At 67.9% G+C, this 22,990-nt stretch carries 22 protein-coding genes; 4 read left to right on the top strand and 18 right to left on the bottom strand.

Translation table 11 applies throughout. From position 1 onward, the window contains the following. Positions 1-78 precede the first annotated feature (78 nt). The 16 genes from secA to TVH25_RS07960 form a co-directional block, all read right to left on the bottom strand. The gene (gene secA, locus TVH25_RS08035) at positions 79-2,901 is read right to left on the bottom strand and encodes a preprotein translocase subunit SecA (protein ID WP_422423773.1); all 2,823 of its coding nucleotides are present in this window, start codon (positions 2,899-2,901) and stop codon (positions 79-81) included. A 141-nt stretch (positions 2,902-3,042) separates the two neighbouring features. Continuing rightward, complete coding sequence (gene hpf / locus TVH25_RS08030) at positions 3,043-3,708, bottom strand: ribosome hibernation-promoting factor, HPF/YfiA family (protein WP_169619793.1); 666 nt, start codon at positions 3,706-3,708, stop codon at positions 3,043-3,045. Positions 3,709-3,915: 207 nt separating this feature from the next. Next, positions 3,916-4,560, bottom strand: coding sequence for a ComF family protein (locus TVH25_RS08025; protein ID WP_422423771.1), 645 nt, complete (start codon positions 4,558-4,560; stop codon positions 3,916-3,918). Positions 4,561-4,604: 44 nt separating this feature from the next. Beyond that, on the bottom strand, positions 4,605-6,386 hold the full coding sequence (gene lpqB / locus TVH25_RS08020; RefSeq protein WP_169619795.1) for an MtrAB system accessory lipoprotein LpqB: 1,782 nt from the start codon (positions 6,384-6,386) through the stop codon (positions 4,605-4,607). Further along, complete coding sequence (gene mtrB / locus TVH25_RS08015) at positions 6,383-8,056, bottom strand: MtrAB system histidine kinase MtrB (RefSeq protein ID WP_422423770.1); 1,674 nt, start codon at positions 8,054-8,056, stop codon at positions 6,383-6,385. The genes lpqB and mtrB overlap by 4 nt, the downstream gene beginning before the upstream one ends. Before the next feature lie 68 nt (positions 8,057-8,124). Beyond that, positions 8,125-8,802, bottom strand: a complete 678-nt coding sequence (gene mtrA, locus TVH25_RS08010; protein ID WP_072699446.1) for an MtrAB system response regulator MtrA — start codon at positions 8,800-8,802, stop codon at positions 8,125-8,127. A 5-nt stretch (positions 8,803-8,807) separates the two neighbouring features. Next, the gene (locus TVH25_RS08005; RefSeq protein ID WP_422423769.1) at positions 8,808-9,473 is read right to left on the bottom strand and encodes a dTMP kinase; all 666 of its coding nucleotides are present in this window, start codon (positions 9,471-9,473) and stop codon (positions 8,808-8,810) included. A gap of 31 nt (positions 9,474-9,504) precedes the next feature. After that, positions 9,505-10,974, bottom strand: coding sequence for an adenosylhomocysteinase (gene ahcY / locus TVH25_RS08000; protein ID WP_169619798.1), 1,470 nt, complete (start codon positions 10,972-10,974; stop codon positions 9,505-9,507). A gap of 110 nt (positions 10,975-11,084) precedes the next feature. After that, on the bottom strand, positions 11,085-11,786 hold the full coding sequence (locus TVH25_RS07995; RefSeq protein WP_422423768.1) for a TetR family transcriptional regulator: 702 nt from the start codon (positions 11,784-11,786) through the stop codon (positions 11,085-11,087). Between the two features lie 66 nt (positions 11,787-11,852). Next, positions 11,853-12,038, bottom strand: coding sequence for a rubredoxin (locus TVH25_RS07990; protein WP_169619800.1), 186 nt, complete (start codon positions 12,036-12,038; stop codon positions 11,853-11,855). Further along, positions 12,035-12,202 carry a rubredoxin gene (locus TVH25_RS07985; RefSeq protein WP_169619801.1) on the bottom strand — a complete coding sequence of 56 codons (168 nt, stop codon included), beginning with the start codon at positions 12,200-12,202 and terminating at the stop codon, positions 12,035-12,037. Before TVH25_RS07985 ends, TVH25_RS07990 begins: the two co-directional genes overlap by 4 nt. A gap of 7 nt (positions 12,203-12,209) precedes the next feature. Then, complete coding sequence (locus tag TVH25_RS07980) at positions 12,210-13,448, bottom strand: alkane 1-monooxygenase (RefSeq protein WP_169651681.1); 1,239 nt, start codon at positions 13,446-13,448, stop codon at positions 12,210-12,212. 219 nt (positions 13,449-13,667) lie between these two features. Beyond that, the gene (gene manA, locus TVH25_RS07975; RefSeq protein ID WP_296550427.1) at positions 13,668-14,909 is read right to left on the bottom strand and encodes a mannose-6-phosphate isomerase, class I; all 1,242 of its coding nucleotides are present in this window, start codon (positions 14,907-14,909) and stop codon (positions 13,668-13,670) included. Further along, positions 14,909-15,997, bottom strand: coding sequence for a tobH protein (locus TVH25_RS07970; protein WP_422423766.1), 1,089 nt, complete (start codon positions 15,995-15,997; stop codon positions 14,909-14,911). The genes manA and TVH25_RS07970 overlap by 1 nt, the downstream gene beginning before the upstream one ends. Positions 15,998-16,081: 84 nt before the next feature. Then, positions 16,082-17,452: a phosphomannomutase/phosphoglucomutase gene (locus TVH25_RS07965; protein ID WP_169619805.1), complete on the bottom strand. Its 1,371-nt coding sequence runs from the start codon at positions 17,450-17,452 to the stop codon at positions 16,082-16,084. Between the two features lie 77 nt (positions 17,453-17,529). Continuing rightward, on the bottom strand, positions 17,530-17,925 hold the full coding sequence (locus TVH25_RS07960) for a DUF3499 domain-containing protein (RefSeq protein ID WP_169619806.1): 396 nt from the start codon (positions 17,923-17,925) through the stop codon (positions 17,530-17,532). An 89-nt stretch (positions 17,926-18,014) separates the two neighbouring features. Between TVH25_RS07960 and TVH25_RS07955 the strand changes: the two genes are divergently transcribed. After that, positions 18,015-18,512 carry a metallopeptidase family protein gene (locus TVH25_RS07955; RefSeq protein ID WP_169619807.1) on the top strand — a complete coding sequence of 166 codons (498 nt, stop codon included), beginning with the start codon at positions 18,015-18,017 and terminating at the stop codon, positions 18,510-18,512. Positions 18,513-18,685: 173 nt separating this feature from the next. On the opposite strand, the gene TVH25_RS07950 is transcribed toward TVH25_RS07955, so the two are convergent. Next, positions 18,686-18,913 carry a WhiB family transcriptional regulator gene (locus tag TVH25_RS07950; protein WP_169619998.1) on the bottom strand — a complete coding sequence of 76 codons (228 nt, stop codon included), beginning with the start codon at positions 18,911-18,913 and terminating at the stop codon, positions 18,686-18,688. A gap of 377 nt (positions 18,914-19,290) precedes the next feature. Here TVH25_RS07950 and cofD point away from each other — a divergent pair, with 377 nt between their 5' ends. From cofD to TVH25_RS07935, 3 genes are read left to right on the top strand one after another with little or no spacing between them, the layout of a single operon-like run. Further along, entirely contained in the window at positions 19,291-20,280 is a 990-nt protein-coding gene (gene cofD / locus TVH25_RS07945; protein ID WP_169619808.1) for a 2-phospho-L-lactate transferase, read from the top strand. Continuing rightward, positions 20,280-21,650: a coenzyme F420-0:L-glutamate ligase gene (locus TVH25_RS07940; protein ID WP_422423775.1), complete on the top strand. Its 1,371-nt coding sequence runs from the start codon at positions 20,280-20,282 to the stop codon at positions 21,648-21,650. The genes cofD and TVH25_RS07940 overlap by 1 nt, the downstream gene beginning before the upstream one ends. A 2-nt stretch (positions 21,651-21,652) precedes the next feature. Then, on the top strand, positions 21,653-22,204 hold the full coding sequence (locus TVH25_RS07935; protein ID WP_169619809.1) for an NUDIX hydrolase: 552 nt from the start codon (positions 21,653-21,655) through the stop codon (positions 22,202-22,204). Between the two features lie 12 nt (positions 22,205-22,216). Here the strand turns inward: TVH25_RS07935 and TVH25_RS07930 are convergent, their stop codons facing one another. Further along, entirely contained in the window at positions 22,217-22,981 is a 765-nt protein-coding gene (locus TVH25_RS07930; protein ID WP_296550432.1) for an SGNH/GDSL hydrolase family protein, read from the bottom strand. Positions 22,982-22,990: the final 9 nt, after the last annotated feature.

The following is a 22,990-nucleotide window of genomic DNA, read 5'->3' as shown; positions in this document are numbered from 1 at the left end:
CGAGGCCGCGCCCCCCCGGCCCCACCCCCCCCCGGGGGCGCGGAGGGCCCACTGGGGCGTGAAGGAGTTCACCGACGGTCAGTGCCGGCGGCCGGACTTCGCGTCGCGTCGCGCAGCCGCACGACGTTCCTTGCGGGTGCCGGCATGCGCGGCCGGTGCGGCGCCGTCGCCACCACTGCGACGTGCGACGTGCGCACGACCGTCCTCGGCGGGGCCACTGTAGGTGAGACGACGTTCGCCCTCGTCCAGACCCTGTGCGCGCAGCACGGCGGGAGCGGGCGCGGGCGCCGGCTGGGCGGGTGCCCGCGCCGGAACGGGCTGCCCGACCGGGGGTGCCGTCCGGGACGCAGCGGCAGCGGACGCCGGTGTCACCGACACCCCGTTGCCCGCGGCAGCCTGCGGCTGCGCCGCTTCGACCTTGAGGTTGAACAGGAAGCCGACCGACTCTTCCTTGAGGCCCTCGAGCATGGCGGTGAACATGTCGAAGCCCTCGCGCTGGTACTCGACGAGCGGGTCGCGCTGCGCCATCGCGCGCAGGCCGATGCCTTCCTTCAGGTAGTCCATCTCGTAGAGGTGCTCACGCCACTTGCGGTCCAGGACCGAGAGCAGGACCCGCCGCTCGAGTTCGCGCATCGCGTTCTCCCCGGCCAGCGCCTGGAGTTCCGCCTCCCGGCGCGCGTACGCGGCACGGGCGTCGTCGAGAAGCGCCTCACGCAGGTCGTTGCGGTCGAGATCCTCGTTCTCCGCGAGCAGCGTCTTGTAGTCGATGCCGACGGGGTAGAGAGTCTTGAGCGCGGTCCACAACTGCTCGAGATCCCAGTCCTCGACGTAACCGTCGGCGGTGGCGCCGTCGACGTAGGCCGAGACCACGTCGGTGAGCATGTGCTGCACCTGGCCCTCGAGATCCTCGCCACGAAGGATGCGGCGACGCTCCTCGTAGATGACGGTGCGCTGCTGGTTCATCACCTCGTCGTACTTGAGGACGTTCTTGCGGATCTCGTAGTTCTGCTGCTCGACCTGGGTCTGCGCGCTCTTGATGGCCTTGGAGACCATCTTCGCCTCGATCGGGACGTCGTCGGGCAGGTTGAGCCGGGTCATGATCGACTCCAGCGCAGCGCCGTTGAAGCGTCGCATCAGCTCGTCGCCGAGCGAGAGGTAGAAGCGCGACTCCCCCGGGTCACCCTGACGGCCGGAGCGGCCACGCAGCTGATTGTCGATACGGCGCGACTCGTGACGCTCGGTGCCGAGCACATACAAGCCGCCGGCCTCGCGCACCCGGTCCGCGTCTTCCTTGACCTGTCGCTGCACCGCGGGAAGGGTCTCGTCCCACGCGGCCTCGTATTCCTCCGAGGTCTCGACCGGATCGAGTCCCCGCTTGCGCAGCAGGGTGTCGGTGATGATGTCGGGGTTGCCGCCGAGCACGACGTCGGTACCACGACCGGCCATGTTCGTCGCGACGGTGACCGCGCCGGTCCGCCCGGCCTCCGCGATGATCTGCGCTTCCTGCTCGTGGAACTTCGCATTGAGGACGTTGTGGGGAACGCCGCGCTTGGTGAACTGCTTCGACAGGTACTCCGAACGTTCGACGCTCGTGGTACCGATCAGGACCGGCTGGCCCTTCTCGTGGCGCTCGACCACGTCGTCGACGACGGCGGCGAACTTCGCTTCTTCCGTCTTGTAGATCAGGTCGCCCTGGTCCACCCGGACCATCGGACGGTTCGTCGGGATCGGGATGACGCCCAGGTCGTAGATCTGGTGCAGCTCGGCAGCCTCGGTCTCGGCGGTACCGGTCATGCCCGAAAGCTTGTCGTAGAGCCGGAAGTAGTTCTGCAGCGTGATCGTGGCGAGCGTCTGGTTCTCGGCCTTGATCTCGACGTGTTCCTTGGCCTCGATCGACTGGTGCATGCCCTCGTTGTAGCGGCGTCCCGACAGCACGCGGCCCGTGAACTCGTCGACGATGACGACCTCGCCGTTGCGGACGATGTAGTCCTTGTCCTTGGCGTAGAGCTCCTTGGCCTTGATGGCGTTGTTCAGGTAGCTCACGAGCGGCGAATTCGCCGCTTCGTACAGGTTGTCGATACCGAGCTGATCCTCGACGAATTCGACACCGGCCTCGTGCACACCGACCGTGCGCTTACGGATGTCGACCTCGTAGTGGACGTCTTTCTTGAGCAGGGGCGCGATGCGCGCGAACTCGGCGTACCACTTGCTCGACGCGTCGGCGGGGCCCGAGATGATGAGCGGGGTGCGCGCTTCGTCGATGAGGATCGAGTCGACCTCGTCGACGATCGCGTAGTTGTGGCCGCGCTGGACGAGGTCGTCGAGCGAGTGCGTCATGTTGTCGCGCAGGTAGTCGAAGCCGAACTCGTTGTTCGTGCCGTACGTGATGTCGGCGTTGTAGGCCGCACGGCGCTGCGCCGGAGTCATGCCGGACAGGATCACGTCGGTTTCGAGTCCGAGGAACCGGTGCACACGGCCCATCCACTCGGAGTCGCGCTTGGCGAGGTAGTCGTTGACGGTGACGACATGGACGCCGTCTCCCGAGATGGCGTTGAGGTATGCCGGCAACACGCAGGTCAGGGTCTTGCCCTCACCGGTCTTCATCTCGGCGATGTTGCCGAAGTGCAGGGCGGCGCCACCCATGATCTGAACGCCGTAGTGCTTCTGACCGAGGACGCGGAACGACGCCTCCCGGGCGGTCGCGAAGGCCTCGGGAAGCAACTCGTCGAGCGATTCCCCATCCTGGTAGCGGTGACGGAACTCGTCCGTCTTGGCCCGCAGTTCGGCGTCGGTCAGGGCTTCGAACTCCGGGGAGAGGGATTCGACATGCTCGGCGATCTGCTTGAGCCGCTTGACCATGCGACCTTCACCGATCCGGAGCAGCTTCGTCAGCGACAGCACTGGTGTGTTCGTCCTCAATCTCGGGTACCTGCACGGACAAGAAATCCGGCCGAGGCCTTGCGGACCCCGGCCGGATTCCATGGTAGGCGTTCTCCCGGAGTTACTGCGACGGCGTCACGCCGCAGCTGCTCCGGGCACTGCTCAGACGAGCTTGATGAGACCGTAGTCGAAAGCGTGGCGCCGATACACCACGGACGGCTTGTCGGTCTCCTTGTCGTGGAACAGATAGAAGTCGTGACCGACGAGTTCCATCTCGTAGAGGGCGTCGTCGACCGTCATCGGCTCGGCCTTGTGCTCCTTGACGCGGACGATCCTGCCGGGACCTTCGGGTTCCTGCTCCTGGCCGTCGAGCGGCAGATCCGGCGAGATCGCGAGTTCGTCGTCCTGCGCCAGCGCCGCGGTGGCTTCCGCGACGGAGACGGGGGTCTTCTCGCCGTACGACACCTTCCGGCGTTCCTTCGTCCGCCTCAGCCGGGATTCGAGCTTGGCGATCACCGATTCGAATGCCGCGTAGAAACTGTCGCCGGAAGCTTCCGCGCGAACGACCGGTCCCTTGCCTCGCGCCGTGATCTCGACTCGCTGGGCGCTCTTCCTCTGTCGGCGGTTGCGCTCGTGCTGCAACTCGACATCGAAGTGGAAAATCGTCGGATCGAATCGTTCGATTCGAGCAATTTTCTCGGACACGTAGATCCGGAAGTGATCCGGCACCTCTACGTTGCGGCCTTTCACGACGATCTCGGCCTGGGGGCCTTCCGTGGTGGCGTCTGCCTCGGCAACGGAAGCCTGGGTCTTCGAAGGGGTCGTCACAAGTACCTCCCGAGTACGGCCGGTGCCAACTGCGCACCGGCATGTTCGATGAGCGCGATAGCGCCCGCCCGGAACCGGAAGAATGGGCGTTACACCCTTCTACCTGTTCGTTTCCGGGTCTGAGGGCAACGGTAGTCGGTCTGCCGGACGCATGCCATCGTTGCGGTCCAATTCACTTTTTGGACACCCGCCGTTACCACAGCGGCCTCATGCGTGTGCTGTAACGAGCATTCCGACGGGGTCGAAACCGCCCCGGCGCAACACCCGCACGGACTCCGCAGCGGTGGCTCCCGTGGTGACGATGTCGTCCACCACGAGCACCTGCCGCGTCCGCGGAACACCTCCCTCCTCAAGCCGGATCCGGCCGGCGAGGTTGCGGCGGCGCTCGGCGGCGGACAAACCCACCGAGTCCCGTACGCCCCGGGCCGAGACGAGGAGCGGATGCACGAACAGATGCGGGTCGTGGCTCGCCGCAACCTGCGCCGCGCGCGAGACAGGGTCGCCCCCGCGCGCTCGGGCGGCCCGCGCACGAGTGGGAGCCGGTACGACGGTCGTCGGCCCCGGGGGCAGTTCACCCCACCGGCGCAGGCGTGACACCGCCACCGCCCAGGCGAGTCCGAGGGGGTCGGCGAGATCCCGGCGGCCGCGCTCTTTCGCGGCGACCACCGCGCGCCTCCGAGGACCGGCGTACGGGCCCAGACTCCACACCGGTACTCCCGGGTCGCCCCGAAGCCGGACCAGCGCCGGTGGATCGTTCAGCACCCGCGCACACGCGCGACACCATGCGGTCCCGCTCGCACCGCACCCACCGCATGCAAGGGGCAGCACGAGGTCGAAGAGGGACGACAGCATTCCGGCAGTGTGACGTCCACCACCGACAGGTTCGAGGGGCTGTGTCAGCCCGGCAACACCGGGATCGCAGTCAGCCCGGCAAGCCCCGGGACCTCGCGCCAATAGCGGTCGTCGGCGGGATCGCGGTTGTTGAGCTGGAACACCGCACGCGAGTCCGCGACGAATTCGGCGGTGGTGGACGCCTCGACGGCGATGACGGGCGGCGTCAGGTTCCGGCTGGGCAGCGCGTCCGTCCGGGACCCGTCGACCGCGATCTGCACGACCGGCATGTCGGACGCCGCCCGCGAGACCACGACGGTATCGGGGGTACTCCAGTCGAGCGAGAGCGCCGGCCCTCCGAGGCCGAACCCGATCTCGCGGGGGTTGGTGAGGGAGAATTCGCCGTTCGGCGTCTGCACGACCGTCGCGACATATACGCGTCCGTCGATGATGAGCGCGGCTCGTACCCCGTCCCGCGACAGCCGGAGTTCGGTGATCCGTCCGCCTACCGCCCGGAGGGCGCCCGCCTCGACGCCCACGACGGTGACGCGGCCGGTGCCCGGCTCCCGCACGGCTCTCACCACCGCCATTCCGTTGACCACCGCCCAGACGGAGGTGTCGTCCGGCGACCAGGTCGGGCGCGTGATCGAATTACCGTCGACCGCCGGTTCGGCGACGTCGTCGCCGTACGCGCCGACGATCAGCTGCGTGGCGGGCTCGGGTGCGACGCCCCCGGTCTCCGCGACCGCTGCCACGAGTTCGCCGTCGCGCGAGAGCGCAATCGATTCCAGGTTGGCGGCGGAGCCGAAGAACCCGGGAACCGGGGTGACACCTGTCTCGGCCACCCCCACCAGGCCACCGCGCAGGAGCGCGTGCAGACCGATGGTGGCACTCGAGGTGGCCAGGGGGTTCATGGACGCGACATCGGCGGTCGTCCACCCGTTGGGGAACCGTTCGTCGAGTGGCTGGTGATCCGCCAGCAACACGTACGGACCCGAGATGTCGGCGTTGGCGAGCGTCCAGACCACCTGCGCGGCGAGCAGTTCCCGGTCTTCCTTGCTCATCGCCCCGATGCCCTGGAAGTCGACGCGGATGCCACCGAGCCCGACACCGACCTGCCCGGTGCGCCCGTCGGCCTTGGTGACGGCACCGACCACAGTGACGTCCTCGAGCAGGTTCCGCACGGCAGGTTCCAACGATGCCTTCGGCCCCTCGACGAGCAGGCCGATCAGCTGGGAGGCGGTCTGTTCCGGACTGCCGGTGATCCACCGCGGGTCGGGAACGACCGTCTCGCCCGCCGGTTCGACGAAGTACAGCGAACGTCGCTGATAGCTGTTGAGGAAGCGTGGCCGATCCATGATGACCCCGTCGGGCATCGCGTCGATCCGCCACTCACCGTCGGTCCGCACGAGCGTGAACTTCGCTTCGAATTCGCCCCCGGCCGCCCGGTAGACGCCGCCTTCTTCCAGGTAGCCGACGATGTTCGCGCGGACGACGTACGTCGCCCGGTCACTGTTGCGGTTCTCGACGAGAACGTCGACCTTGTCCACGATCGTCGCACTCGCCGCGTCGTCCCAGCGTCCGGACATCTCCGGGGTGAGGAATTGCCGGGCCGCGACGTGCCGGTTCGTGGGTTCGGTGCTGGCCTGCAGGAAATCGCGGAGCAACAGATCCGGTTCGCGGCCGGGGACGGGTGCGCTGACCTCGGTGGTCGCGGGTGCGGGATCGATGGTGCCGATGGCCTGCGGAGACGACGAGTCGGGCAGGGTCGCGCACCCGGAGACGACCAGCGCCGCCACGCACATCACCACGGTGAGCGCGGTACGGATCCGTGCGGCGCGTGTCATGTCGGCGCTCCTTCCGAGGGTGACGGCGTCGAGTTGTCCACCCGACCGGCACCGTCGGCCGAGACCTCCGCGGAGGAACCACCGGCCGGTTCGTGTCCGGGAGACTGCGGCGGTTTGCCCTGCACCGCGTGGACGGCGCCCGGCACCAGGGGGACGGGGCTGCGTCCGACCTTCCGGCCGCGTTCGCGCGGCAACGTCAGCCGGAAGCTCGCGCCCCGGCCCGGTTCGCCCCACGCCTCGAGTTTTCCGTTGTGCAGGTTGGCGTCTTCGACGCTGATCGCGAGGCCGAGACCGGTACCACCGGAACGGCGCACCCGCGACGGGTCGGATCGCCAGAAGCGGTTGAACACCAGCTTCTCCTCACCCGGACGCAGGCCGATGCCCTGGTCGCGGACGACGAACGCCACCGCGTTGTCGTCGGCCCGCAGGCGGAGCAGAATCGGTTTTCCCTCACCGTGGTCGATCGCGTTGGCGAGAAGATTCCGCAGGATCCGTTCGACTCGACGTGGATCGACGTCGGCCTCGACGGGTTCGGAAGGCATGTCGACGATCAACTCCGTCGACGTTTCGCGGGCGAGGTGGCGCACCGTGGACACCGCGGCCCGGGCGCACATGCGGACGTCGAGCCGTTCGGAGGCGAGCTCGGCGACACCCGCGTCGTGGCGGCTGATCTCGAGGAGGTCGCCCAGCAAGCCCTCGAACCGGTCGAGTTCGGCGACGAGGAGTTCGGACGCGCGTTTGAGCGAGGGATCCAGCTCGTCGCTGCCGTCGTGGATCAGATCGGCGGCCATCCGCACCGTGGTGAGCGGGGTACGAAGCTCGTGGCTCACATCGGACGTGAACCGCTTCTGCAGGTTGCCGTACTCCTCGAGCTGGGTGATCTGCCGCGACAGGCTCTCGGCCATCTCGTTGAACGACATGGCGAGTCGCGCCATGTCGTCCTCGCCCCGCACCGGCATGCGTTCCTTGAGGCGGCCGTCGGCGAACCGCACCGCGATGCGGGAGGCGGAGCGGATGGGCAGCACCACCTGGCGGGCGACGATCATCGAGATCGCGGCGAGCAGCACGAGCAGGACACCCGCGCCGACCACCAGCGTGCCCCGAACGAGCGCGAGGGTGCGTTCCTCACCGCCGAGGGGGAACACCAGATACAGCTCGAGCGTCGAGATGGCCGAGTCGGTGGGGCTGCCGATGATCAGTACCGGGCCGGTATAGCCGTTGGGGTTCGAGACTGTGGCGAATTGGTATGCGACCTGCCCGTTCTGGACGAAGGCGCGCAGATTCTGCGGGATCTGCTCGGCCGGCCCGCTCGCGGTGGGCGCGCGCGGACCGTCGCCCGGAACGATGAGAACCGGGTCGAACGTGCCGGCGACGCCGGTGTCCTGACCGCCGTCGCTACCGCGGCTGGTCAGGGTCGCGGCGGCGCCGTCGAGCCGGACCGCCCGCGAGCCGGAGGCGGCGGCGCCGGCGAGCTGTCCTTCGACCAGCGCGCGGGAGCGGTCCATCTCCTCGGTCGCGGCGTCGATCTTGACTTCCAGAAGCCGGTCGGTGATCTGGCTGATGAGCACCACGCCGAGCACGAGCATCACGATCAGCGACAGCGTGAGGGTCGAGACGACCACCCGTAGCTGGAGCGATCGTCGCCAGGTGTGCGCGAGCCTGCTGCTCATGGCCCGCGACCACCTTACGAGCGGCAGCGTTCTCCGTGCGATCCGCCGCCGCAGAGGTTGACCACGGATCACGGCGGTCCGGCCTTGTAGCCGACCCCCCGCACCGTGAGCACCGCTTCCGGGTTCTCGGGATCCTTCTCGACCTTCGCACGCAGGCGCTGGACGTGAACGTTCACCAGACGGGTGTCGGCTGCGTGCCGGTAACCCCAGACCTGTTCCAGGAGCACCTCACGGGTGAACACCTGACGCGGCTTGCGCGCGAGCGCCACCAGCAGGTCGAACTCCAGCGGGGTGAGCGAGATCAGTTCGTCGCCGCGGGTGACCTTGTGTGCCGGAACATCGATGGTGATATCGCCGATGGAGAGTACTTCGGCGGGTTCCTGCTCGGTGCGGCGCAACCGGGCGCGCACGCGCGCCACCAGTTCCTTCGGCTTGAAGGGCTTGACCATGTAGTCGTCGGCGCCCGACTCGAGTCCGAGAACCACATCGACGGTGTCGGACTTGGCAGTGAGCATCACGATGGGCACGCCGGAATCGGCGCGGAGCACGCGGCAGACGTCGATGCCGTTCATGCCCGGAAGCATGAGATCGAGCAGGACGAGGTCCGGGCGGATTTCGCGCACGGCACCGAGCGCCTGCGTCCCGTCGCCCACCACGAACGGCTCGAATCCTTCGCCGCGCAGCACGATTGTGAGCATTTCGGCGAGTGCTGCATCGTCGTCGACTACCAGAATCCTCGGCTTCATAAGCTCTATCGTGTCACCCCTTCACCTTCGTGAAGCAGATTTGAGATGCGAACGGCGAGTTGTTGCGTATCGGTCTCGGCGCCCGCCACGATCCACCGTGACATCCAGTGCCGCTGCGCCAAGCCGTCGTACACCTCTCCGGTCCGGTACTGGAGGTCGCCGTCGCGTTCGTACGCGTCGCGTTCCCGCGCGGCGTCCGACTCCGCGCGACTCCTGGCCCGTTCTGCGGCGAGCGCGACAGGGACCCGCAGCAGCACTTGCAGATCGGGCACGGGAAGCGCGAAGCGTTCGTATTCGAGGTTCCGGATCCACTCGACCGACGGCCCTGCGGCATCCTCGTGGCGCCGGGCCGCGGTGTACGCCGCGTTGGACGCGACATAGCGGTCGAGAAGCACGATGTCGTTGGCAGCGAGGAGTTTCCGCAGTTCGTCGGCGGCGTCGCGCCGATCGAGTGCCCACAGCAACGCCATCGCTTCGGCACTCGACGCGGTGTCGCCGTGCTGTCCCCGCAGCGCCTCGGCGCCCAGATCGGCGTGGATCGATCGGCCGTAGCGGGGAAACGCCAGTGTGGCCACGCGCGCGCCCGCGGCGCGCCACGCCTCGACGAGGCCGGCGGACAATGTCCGCTTTCCGGCCCCGTCGAGACCTTCGACGACAATCAGACCACCCATAACGCTGCGCTTCTCGCCGCCGATCTCGGAATCAGTAGCGGTAGTGCTCGGGCTTGTACGGGCCCTCGACGTCCACGCCGATGTACTCGGCCTGCTCCTTGGTCAGCTTCGTCAGCTTGCCGCCGAGCGCCTCGACGTGGATCTTGGCGACCTTCTCGTCGAGGTGCTTGGGCAGGCGGTAGACCTCGTTGTCGTACTCGTCCGGCTTCGTCCACAGTTCGATCTGCGCGATGACCTGGTTCGCGAACGAGTTGCTCATCACGAACGACGGGTGACCGGTCGCATTGCCGAGGTTGAGCAGACGTCCCTCGGACAGCACGATGATCGAATGTCCGTCGGCGAAGGTGAACTCGTCAACCTGCGGCTTGATGTTGATCCGCGTGACGTCGGCGGACCGCTCGAGGCCGGCCATGTCGATCTCGTTGTCGAAGTGACCGATGTTGCCGAGGATCGCCTGGTGCTTCATCGCCTTCATGTGCTCGAAGGTGATGATGTCCTTGTTGCCCGTCGAGGTGATGACGATGTCGGCCTGGCCGATGAAGTCTTCGACCGTCACGACGTCGTAGCCGTCCATGAGGGCCTGCAGCGCGTTGATCGGATCGATCTCGGTGATCGACACACGTGCGCCCTGGCCGCGCAGCGCCTCGGCGCAGCCCTTGCCCACGTCGCCGTAACCGCACACCAGAGCGGTCTTGCCGCCGATGAGCACGTCGGTGCCGCGGTTGATGCCGTCGAGCAGCGAGTGCCGGGTGCCGTACTTGTTGTCGAACTTGCTCTTGGTGACCGAGTCGTTGACGTTGATCGCCGGGAACGTCAGTTCGCCGGCGGCCGCGAGCTGGTAGAGGCGCAGCACACCGGTGGTGGTCTCCTCGGTGACGCCCTGCACCGACGCGGCGATCGCCGACCACTTGCCGGCGTCGGCCTCGAGCGAGTTGCGCAGCAACTGCAGGAACACCTTGTACTCGGCGGAATCGTGCTCTTCGTCGACGGGCGGGACCACGCCGGCCTTCTCGAACTGCGCGCCCTTGAGCACGAGCATCGTGGCATCGCCACCGTCGTCGAGAATCATGTTGGCGGGTTCACCGGGCCAGGTGAGCATCTGCTCGGCCGCCCACCAGTACTCCTCGAGGGACTCGCCCTTCCATGCGAACACCGGCACACCCTTGGGTTCTTCGGGCGTGCCGTGCGGGCCCACGACGATCGCGGCCGCAGCGTGGTCCTGGGTGGAGAAGATGTTGCACGAGGCCCATCGGACCTGTGCGCCCAGCGACACGAGGGTCTCGATCAGTACCGCGGTCTGCACGGTCATATGCAGCGAGCCCGAGATCCGTGCGCCCTTCAGCGGCTGCACCTCGGCGTATTCGCGACGCAGCGACATCAGTCCCGGCATCTCGTGTTCGGCCAGGCGGATCTCCTTGCGCCCGAATTCGGCGAGGGACAGATCGGCGACCTTGAAATCGAGACCGTTGATCCGGTCGGCGACGAGCGTGGTGTCAGACACGTGCAAATGCCTCTTCCTGTCGGCAGACAATTCTTCGAACAAAGCAGTTGCAACCAGGCTATACAACCTGCGGCGTCACGGTACGGCCGGTACGAACGGGCGGGTCGCGGTCAGCCGGGCACCGCAGCCTTCTCCACGAAGGGAACGAGCAGGTCGGCGAGGTCGGCGGCGACGTCGTTGCCCGAGACCGGCGGCATGGAGATGAAGCTCAGCGCGACCCGCACGATCGCGCGGGCCAGGATGCCGGCGTCGGTGCCGGACGCCGACACCCAGCTGTGCTCGAAGGTGTCGGCGAGCCGGACCGAGCCCCGCTCGAGGATCGGCGCGACATCGGTGGTGATCAGGCGCAGCAGATCGGGTTTGGCCTCGCCGTGGAGCAGCGACCGCACCAGCGGATCGGCCGCCGACGCCGTGAAGAACGACGTGAATCCTCCGACGAGGGCCGCACGCGCGTCGCCGACGTGCGCGTATACCGAGTCGGCCACGGCGTCGACGAATTCGTCGACCAGGCGCAGCGCGTAGCCCTGGGCAAGCCCCTGCCGCGACGAGAACTCCTTGTACAACGTCTGCCGGCTGATTCCCGCGGCGCGCGCGACGTCGCTCATGGTGACGGCCGACCAGTCGCGCTCGAGGAGCAGGTCCCGCATCGCGTCGAGAATCGTCGAGCGCAGGAGCACCCGGCTCGCCTCGTGGAACAGCACCCGCGCGGACGACGCACCGGCGGTGTCACCCGGCGAGGTGGTCACACCGTTGCCGTTCGGCGACACACCCCTGCCGTCGTTGCCGCCGCTACCCGGTTGCGCACTCGCCATGGCCGTGACGCTCTCACGGCTCCGCGTGCGCGTCAAAGCCGAACGAGATGTCCTGTCGACGGCTGTTCACCGCCGGACGATCTCGATCATCTCGAAGTCGGCCTTGGCCGCACCGCAGTCCGGGCACGACCAGTCGTCGTCGATGTCCTCCCAGCGCGTCCCCGGCTCGATCCCCTCGTCGGGCCAGCCGAGCTTCTCGTCGTACTCGAAGCCGCAGACCAGGCAGCGGAACAGCCGGAATTCGGTGCTCATCGCGCATACTCCTCGAAATCGATCTTCTCCCGGACCCCGCAGTCGGGGCAGCACCAGTCGTCGGGAAGGGCATCCCATGCGGTGCCGGCGGGAAATCCTTCGCGCGGGGCACCGAGCGCTTCGTCGTAGACGAAGTCGCACACCGGGCAGCGGTACGCAGTCATCCGAGGATCAGTTCCCTTCCTGTGCAGCGGCGCCGTAGCGGGCGAGGATCGCTTCGCGCTTGCTCGGCTGGATGTTGACCCGCGTGATGTCACCGTCGTAGTGATCGAGCACCCGGGGGTCCATGACCTTGCGCCACAGCGGCGGAATGTAGGCGAGCCCGATCATCGTGGCGTACCCGGCGGGCAGATTCGGCGACATCTCCATGCTCCGCAGCGTCTGGTAGCGGCGGGTGGGGTTGGCGTGATGGTCGCTGTGCCGCTGCAGGTGGTAGAGGAAGATGTTGGTCACGAGGTGATCGCTGTTCCAGCTGTGGGCGGGACTGCACCGTTCGTACCGGCCGTTGGCGGTGCGCTGCCGGAGCAGACCGTAGTGCTCGAGGTAGTTGACCGCTTCGAGCAGCGCGAAGCCGAAGACCGCCTGGATCACCAGATAGGGCGCGATCCCGATCCCGAAGACTGCGATGAGGCCGCCGAAGAGCACAGCCGAGAGTGCCCACGCGCTGAGCACGTCGTTGCGCAGGCTCCACACGGGCTTGCCGAGCCGCTCGAGGCGGGCCCGCTCGAGCCGCCACGCGGAGCGCACGCTGCCGACGACCGTGCGCGGCAGGAACGCCCAGAAGCTCTCGCCGAAGCGAGCGGATGCCGGGTCCTCCGGTGTCGCGACGCGGACGTGGTGTCCCCTGTTGTGCTCGATGTAGAAGTGGCCGTAGAACGATTGTGCGAGGGCGATCCTGGACAGTCGCCGTTCCAGCTCGACCTTCTTGTGGCCCAGTTCGTGCGCGGTGTTGATACCGATACCGGCGACGACACCGACGGAGAGCGCCAGGCCGATCTTCGACGCGATACCGAGGCCGCCGTCGATGCCGAGCCACGACAGGTTGTCGGCCGACCAGAGGTAGCAGGCGAACACGAGGCTGGCGAACTGGAACGGCAGGTAGATGTACGTGCAGTACCGGTAGTAGCGGTCGTTCTCGAGCGCTTCGACGAGTTCGTCCGGCGGGTTCTCACCGTCGGGCCCGACGAACAGGTCGAGCGTCGGGACCATCACGTAGACGAGCAGCGGCCCGATCCACCACAGCGCCGGGGTCACCGCCTGCCAGCCCAGTGCGTTTCCGGCCCAGATGAGCGCGGTGGCAAGGAAGAGCGCGGTGGGCGGGACGAGGCCGAGCAGCCACAGTTTCTTCTTGCGGTCACGCCATTGCACATCCGGCATGTCCAGCGGGCTCGCCGCCGAGTCCGTACTCATGTCTGTCTCCTCGTCACCCGTGTGGGTCACCCGGCCGGACATCCCGACGTCGTGACACACATCACTGTGATCTGGACTATAGGACGGATCGCGTCCGAGGTCTAGACATTCTTGAGGATTTGTAAACTGCCACACGCGCAGCGGGGCGGCAGAGGAGCCCCGTACAGGGAATGCCCGTCACCGCACGGTGACGGATCGACGGTCGTACCGGAAGAACCGTCAGTCGCGAGACAGTGCCGGGAGTTCACCGAGGCGCGCACGGAACACCTGTGCGCCGTCCGCGCGGCCCCGCACGACCGTCTCCGGGTCGGAATGCGACAGCCACACCGAATCACCCGAGTCCAGGTCCACGGTCGTTCCGGCGCACTCGACGCTCACCGCACCATGGGTGCACAGGAGGATCTGCGGGCCGCCGGGAGCGATCACGACTTCGTCGCCCGGTCCGGGTTCGACGCGAGAGAGCGCGAACTCCGGTGCCGGGGTCCGGTACCGCCACTCGAACGGTCCGATCTGCTCGGCATCGAGAATCGGCACCGCTGCAGAACCGAAATCGAGCACCCGCAGCAGTTCCGGCACGTCCACGTGCTTGGGCGTCAGACCGCCGCGCAGGACGTTGTCCGAGTTCGCCATGATCTCGACGCCCATGCCGTGCAGGTAGGCGTGCAGATTGCCGGCTGCCAGGTAGAGCCCCTCACCGGGCTCGAGGGTGATGCGGTTGAGCAACAGCGACGCCAGGACCCCGGCGTCGCCGGGATAGAACTCGGCGAGTTGCAGCGTGGTCCGTACTTCCTCGACGAACTCCCGCCCGTTCTCCGTTCCCGTGAGGTAGCCGACGCACCCGTCGAGCACACGAGGCAGCAAGGCCAGCAGCGCAGTGGGAGGCAGAGTGATCCACGTGGTGAACAGCGCCCGTAAGCCGTCGGAATCCGGTTGCCCGGCAAGCAGCCCCAGATACGGTTCGAGTTCGGGCACGTGCAGGGCCTCGAGCAGCGCAACGGTGCGATGCGCATCGCGGAATCCGGCGAGCGCCTCGAACCGCGTCAACGCGACCACCAGTTCGGGTTTGTGGCTGGCGTCCTTGTAGTTGCGGATGGGCGAATCGATCGGCAATCCCAGTGCGTCCTCGCGGGCAAAACCCTCGGCCGCCTGCCGCGCACTCGGGTGCGCCTGCAACGACAACGGTTCCTCCGCTGCGAGAAGCTTGAGCAGGAACGGCAGCCGCGTCCCGAATCGCTCGACAGTGTACGGACCGAGATGCCCGTGCGGGTCGGCATCGAGGACCTCGAGCAGCGAAAGCTTCTCGTCGGTGGGAAGAATCACCCGCGCCGGGTCCGCGGGATGCGCCCCGAGCCACAGTTCGGCTTCCGGGTGATCGGACGGCACCTTGCGGCCGCACAACGTCGCGATCGCGGTGCGCGAGCCCCATGCGTACGACCGCACCGCCCCCTCGAGTGAGTGCACTATCGTCCCCCGGCCAGTCTCAGATAGGCCGCCGCCATGTCGATTCGCACCATCAATACCGCAATCTGCTCGAGCACGGGAGGGACCGTGTCGGATTCGAATTCCCCTACCACCGATACCAGCTCGGCGTCGGGTAGCGCAGCACCGCGGCGCTGCGCCGCGAGCCGGTCGGAATCCGTACTGAACACGAAGACGCGTGCCGGCGCGAGCGGGGCCGGACCGTCCAGTTCTTCGTCGTGGAACAAGGGGTCGTATCGCTCACCGGCGGCCGTGAGGACCTCGATCAGTCGCTCACGAGCGGCCAGCACATCGGGCAGCGCCGCAGCGGACGCGACGACACCCGCACCCTGGAGCAGCGACTCCGACGCGTGTCGTGCCAGCGCGACAGTCACCGGACGGTCCCCCGCGACGATGACCCGCCGCGACTGCATGCGTACCGCGAGGGATTTCGCCGGATTGTGGAACACCTCGTTCGAGGGGTGATCGCGGAGCGCCTCCTGATCGACCGCGTCCGCGAGCCGGGCGAGGTCCACCCGGAGGGCGTCCCCCCGCAGCACGTCGCGCATGACCGCGAGGACGGCGTAGAACACGGCGACGTGCCGTGCCAGCGCATACCGAGCCGGCACCTGCACGCGCGGAGCCAGGAGCACCGCCCGTCCGGCTGCGACAGCCCGCACGGGACCTTCGTCGGGGGCGTCGACGATCACTTCGGCGCTGCGCCTCAGGGCCGCATCGATCGATCGTGCGAGTTGCGGATCGCCGGGATCGTTTCCGGCCACCACCACGACGTCCAGCGCACCCACCCACGGCGGTGTCTCCGGGGCGTACACCAACGGGGCAGCGGCGTGCTCGGCGAACAACGACAGGACCAGTTCGGCGGCGCGGCTCGACCGTGCGTCGGTGCCGACGAAGACCACGCTGCGCGGCCGCACATCGGCGAGGCCGTCCAGAAGCCGTTCGTCGACGGCGGTGGCGACCGCACGGATCTGCGCTCCGCCGAGAGCGGCGCTGCGCAGGACGCCGTCGACGTCTGCTGCGATCACTCCGTCCACGTCGTCGAAGTCGAACAGCGGCAAGGGTGCCGTCACGACCGCGTCACCTTCCTTCCGCCCGCCCTGGGGCCCCCACCCCGACGCCGAGCACCTCGATTATTCCCCGCGCGACTACCTACGTCACGCACGCACAACAGCAAGAATCTCCTCGACCAGGGCATCGACCTCGTCCTGGGTCCGCGCCTCCACGTTGAGCCTGAGCAGCGGTTCGGTATTCGAGGCGCGCAGATTGAACCACGCATGATCCGGAAGGTCCACGGTGACGCCGTCGAGGCGGTCGACGGACGTGGCGCGGTCGGAGAACGCGGCGATGACGGCCTCGGTGCGGTCGGCCGCATCGGCGACCGTGGAATTGATCTCGCCCGATGCCGCGTACCGGTCGTAGGACGACATGAGGTCGGACAGCGTGCCGTCGTGCGCTGCCAGAGCCGCGAGGACGTGCAGCGCTGCGAGCATGCCGGAGTCGGCGCCCCAGAAGTCGCGGAAGTAGTAGTGCGCGGAGTGCTCGCCGCCGAACACGGCGCCGGTCTCGGCCATCTGCTGCTTGATGAACGAGTGCCCCACCCGGGTCCGTAGCGGAACGCCGCCCTGCTCCAGGACGAGTTCGGGCACGACGCGGGAGGTGATCAGGTTGTGGATGATCGTCGCTCCCGGCTCCTTCGCGAGTTCCCGGTCTGCGACGAGGGCGGTGACCGCCGACGGGGTGACGGGTTCGCCGCGCTCGTCGACGACGAAGCACCGGTCCGCGTCGCCGTCGAAGGCAAGGCCCACGTCGGCGCCGGACTCCACGACGAGCCGCTGCAGGTCCACGAGATTGGCGGGATCGAGGGGGTTGGCCTCGTGGTTGGGGAACGTGCCGTCGAGTTCGAAGTACAGCGGCACCAGATCGATGGGCAGCGGACCGAAGACCGCGGGCACCGTGTGCCCGCCCATTCCGTTGCCCGCGTCGGCCGCAACCTTGAGCGGCCGCATCTGCGACAGATCCACCAGCCCGCGGAGGAACGACGCGTAGTCGGCGAGCACGTCGCGCTCGCTCACGACACCGGGCGTTCCGTCGTACTCGGGGACGCCGTCGACGAGTTCGGCGGAGATGATCGCGAGTCCCGTCTCCTGCCCGACCGGCTTCGCGCCCGCGCGGCACAGCTTGATGCCGTTGTAGGCCGCCGGATTGTGGCTCGCGGTGAACATCGCACCGGGCGCGTCGAGCAACCCGGATGCGAAATACAACTGGTCGGTGGAGGCCAGCCCGATCAGCACGACGTCGAGGCCCTGTGCGGTGACCCCGTCGGCGAATGCCTGCGACAGCTTCGGCGACGACTCACGCATGTCGTGCCCGACGACCACACGGTCGGAGGCGCCTTCGCTCCGGATCAGACGCGCGAACGAGGCTCCGACCTCGCGGACGAAGTCCTCGTCGATCTGCTCCCCCACGACACCTCGGACGTCGTACGCCTTGATCACGGCTGACACCGACTCGGCAGATCTCGCCACTTGTTCCGCTCCTGCTACTCGACTCGAGCCGCGCCATCCTTCGTGACACGGCCCGTGGTCAGCCTAGTGCGAAGCCGTCAGGACGTGGGGTCGGGAAGGACCCGCAGATGACCGCGGCGTCCTGTTCGCCCCGCGGGAGCGACTGCGACGCGCGGCGAACTCTCCGGTTGCGCAGCGTCGGTTTCACCACGGACACGCTCACCGAGTCCGGCTTCCCGCACGGCCTCGGCCAGCGCTGTCAGGTCGTCCTCGTCCGGCGTACCCGACGAGAAAGCACCCTCGTACCGCACCAGTTCCCACCCCTTGGGGGCGGTGATTCGCGAACCGTGCGTTTCGCACAGGTCCCACGAGTGAGGTTCGGCAACGGTGGCCAGTGGACCGACGACAGCGGTGGAATCCGAGTACACGTAGGTCAGCGTCGCAACAGCTGGGTTCTTGCACCCAGGCCGGCAGCATCGACGCAGTGTTCTCACGGGAGGGAGCGTAGCGCGCCGGAGCCCCCGGGACTATTCGGACACACCGTTTCGAGCCCACGGATTTTTCGTGTCGTAGTGTCCACTACATGGCCCGTGCACGTCGTTCCCGCCCGCTCTCGTCCCGATCCGTGACGCGGCGCGGCCGGGGAATTCGGGGGCCGGTGTTTCCGCACGAACTCCCCGTGTGGAAGTCGAGAGCCGAGAAGTTCGACCTTCTGGTGCTGACGGCGTTCGCCCCCATCGACTCGCGCTGGCACGCGCGCCTCACCAAACTCGACATCGCAGTCGACGAAGTGCCCAAGATCCGTGCTCGCGATCCCGATACGGTCAACTGGCCGGACGAGGTGGTTGCGGACGGACCGGTCCCGCTGTCGCGTCTCGTGCCCGCCGGCATCGATCGCCGAGGTGCCGCCACCCGCGCTCGCATCGTGCTCTTCCGCCGGCCGCTCGAACTCCGCGCGAAAGACCCGGAGGATCTTGCCGATCTGGTCCACGACGTGCTGGTGCACCAGGTCGCCACCTATCTCGGCATCGAACCGGAGGTCGTCGACCCCGGACTCGGAGGATTCGACGAGGAGGAGTGACCTCGGTTCCACCCCGTCGGCGCCGACGAACACGACGGCGACTCGGGAAGACCGACGCAGACAGACGAAAGCCGGGTTGCTCGACCCCCGTCGATCAACCCGGCCTTCGCCACGCGGCTTCCCTGGAATACCGGACCCGGGCCCGAACTCCCCGTACCGGACCCTGCGTCCCGTCAGATGATGCCGCGCTTGAGGCGCCGCCGTTCCCTTTCCGACAGTCCACCCCAGATACCGAACCGCTCGTCGTGAGCGAGGGCGTACTCGAGGCATTCGCCCCGAACTTCACACCCCAGGCAGATGCGCTTGGCCTCCCGTGTGGAACCACCCTTCTCGGGGAAGAATGCTTCCGGGTCGGTCTGCGCACAGAGTGCGCGCTCCTGCCACTGTTCGTCGCCCTCCATGAGGTCGTCGAATCCCGAAACGAGATTCAGGATCGGTGCCCCACTATCCGGCTCGTCACAGACACTCTCGACTGCAGTTCCGATCCGAACGATCTCGAATCCCTCGCGCTCGTCGGCCATAGGTCGCCTCCTCAACTGCAGCGCCGATCTTTGGACCGGGGATCTCCCCCGCGGCCACCCCTCGAACCTTCGTTCGAAAGCGGGTCCCCGCAATCGATCTCGATCCGAAAACTCGGAATGACACGTATGTGATTAGACACGTCGGGCGTGTCGCGGTCAAGCTGTGGGATAACCGTCGCTTACTATCGACGACTTTGCCACTTCCGGTTTCGGACGTCGCTGAACCGGGTACGGCGCGCACCGCCTAGGCTTGCCCCGTGAATGTGACTGTATTGGTCGGGGGTGTCGGTGGGGCGCGTTTTCTCACAGGTCTGCGCCAACTTCTCGGCATCTCGCCCGGCGCCGACACGAATCCGGACGCACCCCACCGGATCACCGCCATCGTCAACGTCGGTGACGACGTGTGGATGCACGGGCTGAGGATCTGCCCCGATCTCGATACCTGCATGTACACCCTCGGCGGCGGAATCGACGAGGAGCGCGGCTGGGGCCGTGTGGACGAAACCTGGAACGCGAAGGAAGAACTCGCCGCGTACGGTGCCGTTCCCGACTGGTTCGGTCTCGGCGACCGCGACATCGCGACCCACCTGATCCGCACCCAGATGCTGCGCACCGGGTACCCGCTCTCGGCGGTCACCGAGGCGCTGTGCGCCCGGTGGAAGCCCGGCGTCACACTGCTGCCGGTGTCCGACGACCGCAGCGAAACCCACGTGGTCATCACCGATCCCGCCGACGGCCTCCAGCGCGCGATCCACTTCGAAGAGTGGTGGGTCCGCCACCGCGCTCAGGTCCCGACGCACAGTTTCGCGCATATCGGCGCCGACGAGGCGAAGCCCGCCCCCGGAGTCCTCGACGCCCTCGAGAACGCCGACGCGGTCGTGCTGGCACCGTCCAACCCCGTGGTGAGCATCGGTGCGATCCTCGCGATCCCGGGTGTGCGCGGCGCGCTGCGCACGACGAACGCGAAAGTCGTCGGCCTCTCCCCCGTCGTCGGCGGCAAACCGCTGCGCGGCATGGCCGACGCGTGCCTCGACGTCATCGGCGTCGACACCACGGCCGAAGCGGTCGGCCGCTACTACGGCGGCCGCAACGGTACGGGCATCCTCGACGGCTGGCTCGTGCACGACACCGACAGCGCCGACGTTCCGGGCGTGGAGGTCCGCTCCGTCCCGCTGCTCATGACCGACCCCGACGCGACCGCCGATATGGCCCGCGCCGCTCTGGAACTCGCTGGAGTAACCCTGTGATGTCCCCCGACGCCGCGCCCCACGCCTCGGTGCGTGACCATGCCCCCGGCGGGCCCCTCGAAATCCTGCCCGTGCCCGGGCTTCCCGAATTCCGCCCCGGCGACGACCTCGCCGCCGCGATCGCCGCCGCGGCACCCTGGCTGACGACCGGCGACGTCGTCGTCGTCACGAGCAAGGTGATCTCCAAGGTCGAAGGCCGGATCGTCTCCGCGCCCACCGATCCCGACGCCCGCGATGCCCTGCGGCGCCGCTTGGTCGACCAGGAGGCAGTACGTGTGCTCGCCCGCAAGGGCCGAACCCTCATCACCGAGAACCGGCTGGGCATCGTGCAGGCCGCGTCGGGGATCGACGGCTCCAACGTCGACGGCGCCGAACTCGCGCTCCTGCCCGAAGATCCCGACGCGCGCGCGGCCGCGCGGCGCGACCGTCTCTCCGCATTGCTCGGCGTCACCGTCGCGGTCGTGGTCACCGACACCATGGGCCGCGCCTGGCGCAACGGCCAGACCGACGCCGCGATCGGTTCCGCCGGTCTGCCGGTACTGCACGAATACGCCGGCTCGCGCGACGCCCAGGGCAACGAACTGCTCGTGACGGCGGTGGCCGTCGCCGACGAGATCGCCGCGGCAGGCGATCTCGTCAAGGGCAAGCTCGGCGGCGTGCCCGTCGCGGTGGTCCGCGGACTCGATCTGCCCGACGACGGTTCCGACGCACGCGCACTCATCCGCAGCGGCGACGAGGACCTGTTCTGGCTCGGCACCGCCGAAGCCCTCGAACGCGGACGCCGCGAAGCACTGCTGTTGCGTCGCTCGGTGCGCGAATTCGCCTCGGAACCGGTCGATCCCGAGGATCTTCGCGAAGCCGTCGCGGACGCGCTCACCGCACCCGCGCCTCACCACACTCGCCCGGTGCGATTCGTCTGGGTGCGCACCGAGCAGGTCCGGCGACGCCTGCTCGACAGCATGCGTGAGCAGTGGGCCGCCGACCTCGAACGCGACGGTCTCGATCCGGTCGCGATCGAGCGCCGGCTCTCTCGCGGCTCGATCCTCTACGACGCCCCCGAAATCGTCGTTCCCTTCTGGGTTCCGGACGGCGCCCACCACTATCCCGACGCGGAACGCACCGCCGCCGAGGCGACGATGTTCACCGTCGCTGCGGGCGCCGCGGTTCAGGGCCTTCTCGTCGCCCTCGCGACCCGCGGGCTCGGCAGTTGCTGGATCGGTTCGACGATCTTCGCGCCCCAGGTCGTCCGCGACGAACTCGGGCTGCCGGCCGATTGGTCACCGCTCGGAGCTGTCGCCGTGGGATATCCCCTCGACGACCCGTCGCCCCGGGAGCCCGCCGATCCCGGACCCGCCTTCGTGGAGCTGTAGCGATGTCGTCACGTTCCCTGCACCGGTCCGCGGTCGATCGCCTCACCGCGTGGCATCCCGACTCCGCCGACGCGGATTCGTTGCGGCACACGATGCTCGCGTTTCTCGACTCCGCACCGGACGGATGCCTGCGCGCGCACGTGCCCGGGCACATCACCGCGTCGTCGCTGGTACTCGACGCCGACCACCGGAACGTGCTCCTCACACTGCATCCGCGGGTGGGCCGGTGGATCCAGCTCGGGGGGCACTGCGAGGAGTCCGACGAGACCGTGGTCGACGCAGCGCTGCGGGAAGCCACCGAGGAATCCGGGATCGCAGGTCTGACGATCGACCCCGAACTGCTCTCGGCGCACACGCATCCGATCACGTGCTCGCTCGGCGTTCCCACCCGCCACCTGGACCTGCGGTTCCTGGTGACGGCACCCGCCGGCGCCGAACCGGTACGCAGCCACGAGTCGACCGATCTGCGGTGGTGGCCCGTCGACGCACTTCCGCCCGGCGCCGAGCGCGACACGATCGACCACCTCGTGCGGCTCGCGTACGCGCGGCGCTGACGAACCCGCGGGTCAGACCCCGATCGGGGTGAGCGACGGGTACTTCGGCGTCACTCCGTCACCGGAGGAGAGTCCGCGCAGCCGGCGCCCCACCCAGGGGAACAGGAATTCGCGCATCCACCGGCGATCGTCGGCGCGCTGCGCCGTCGGCGTCAGAGGCACCGGCGCGTCGAGCCGGACGAGCGGCAGGCTGTGGGAGACGCCGAGGATATCGAGTACCCGGAGCGCCATGTTGTGATGGCCCGCCGGCGACAGATGCAACCGGTCGGGGTCCCACATCCGGAGATCGCGGTATTCGGAGAAGCGCCAGAAGTCGACGATGGTCGCGTCGTGCCGGTCGGCGATCTCCCGGATCAATTCGTTGTACACGGCCCAGCGTCCGCGCAGCGCGCCGAACACCGGCGCCCAGCTGCCGTCGTACGCGGTCCACATCAGCACCCGGGCGCCGGTGGCGGCCAGTCGGCCGATCGCTTCGTCGTAATCGGCGGCGAGATCGTCGAAGTGGACCTTGGGCCGCATCAGATTGTTGCCACCGGCGTAGATGGTGACCAGATCGGGCTTCATCGCCACCGCGGTGTCGACCTGCTCGTCGATGATCGGACGCAGCAACCGCCCCCGGATCGCGAGATTGGCGTAGGCGAAGTCGTCGCTCGCGAGCGCAAGCTGCTCCGCAACGAGATCGGCCCAGCCGCGTAACCCGTTGGGCCGGGACGGATCCGGGTCGCCTACACCCTCGGTGAACGAATCACCCAATGCCACATAACGTTCGAATCCCACTGAAACCTC

The organism is Rhodococcus sp. 7Tela_A2 (assembly GCF_049311045.1).
Taxonomy (GTDB): Bacteria; Actinomycetota; Actinomycetes; order Mycobacteriales; family Mycobacteriaceae; genus Rhodococcus.
The sequence above is the reverse complement of the archived record's forward strand: the minus strand, read 5'-3'. Positions and strand labels throughout refer to the sequence as shown.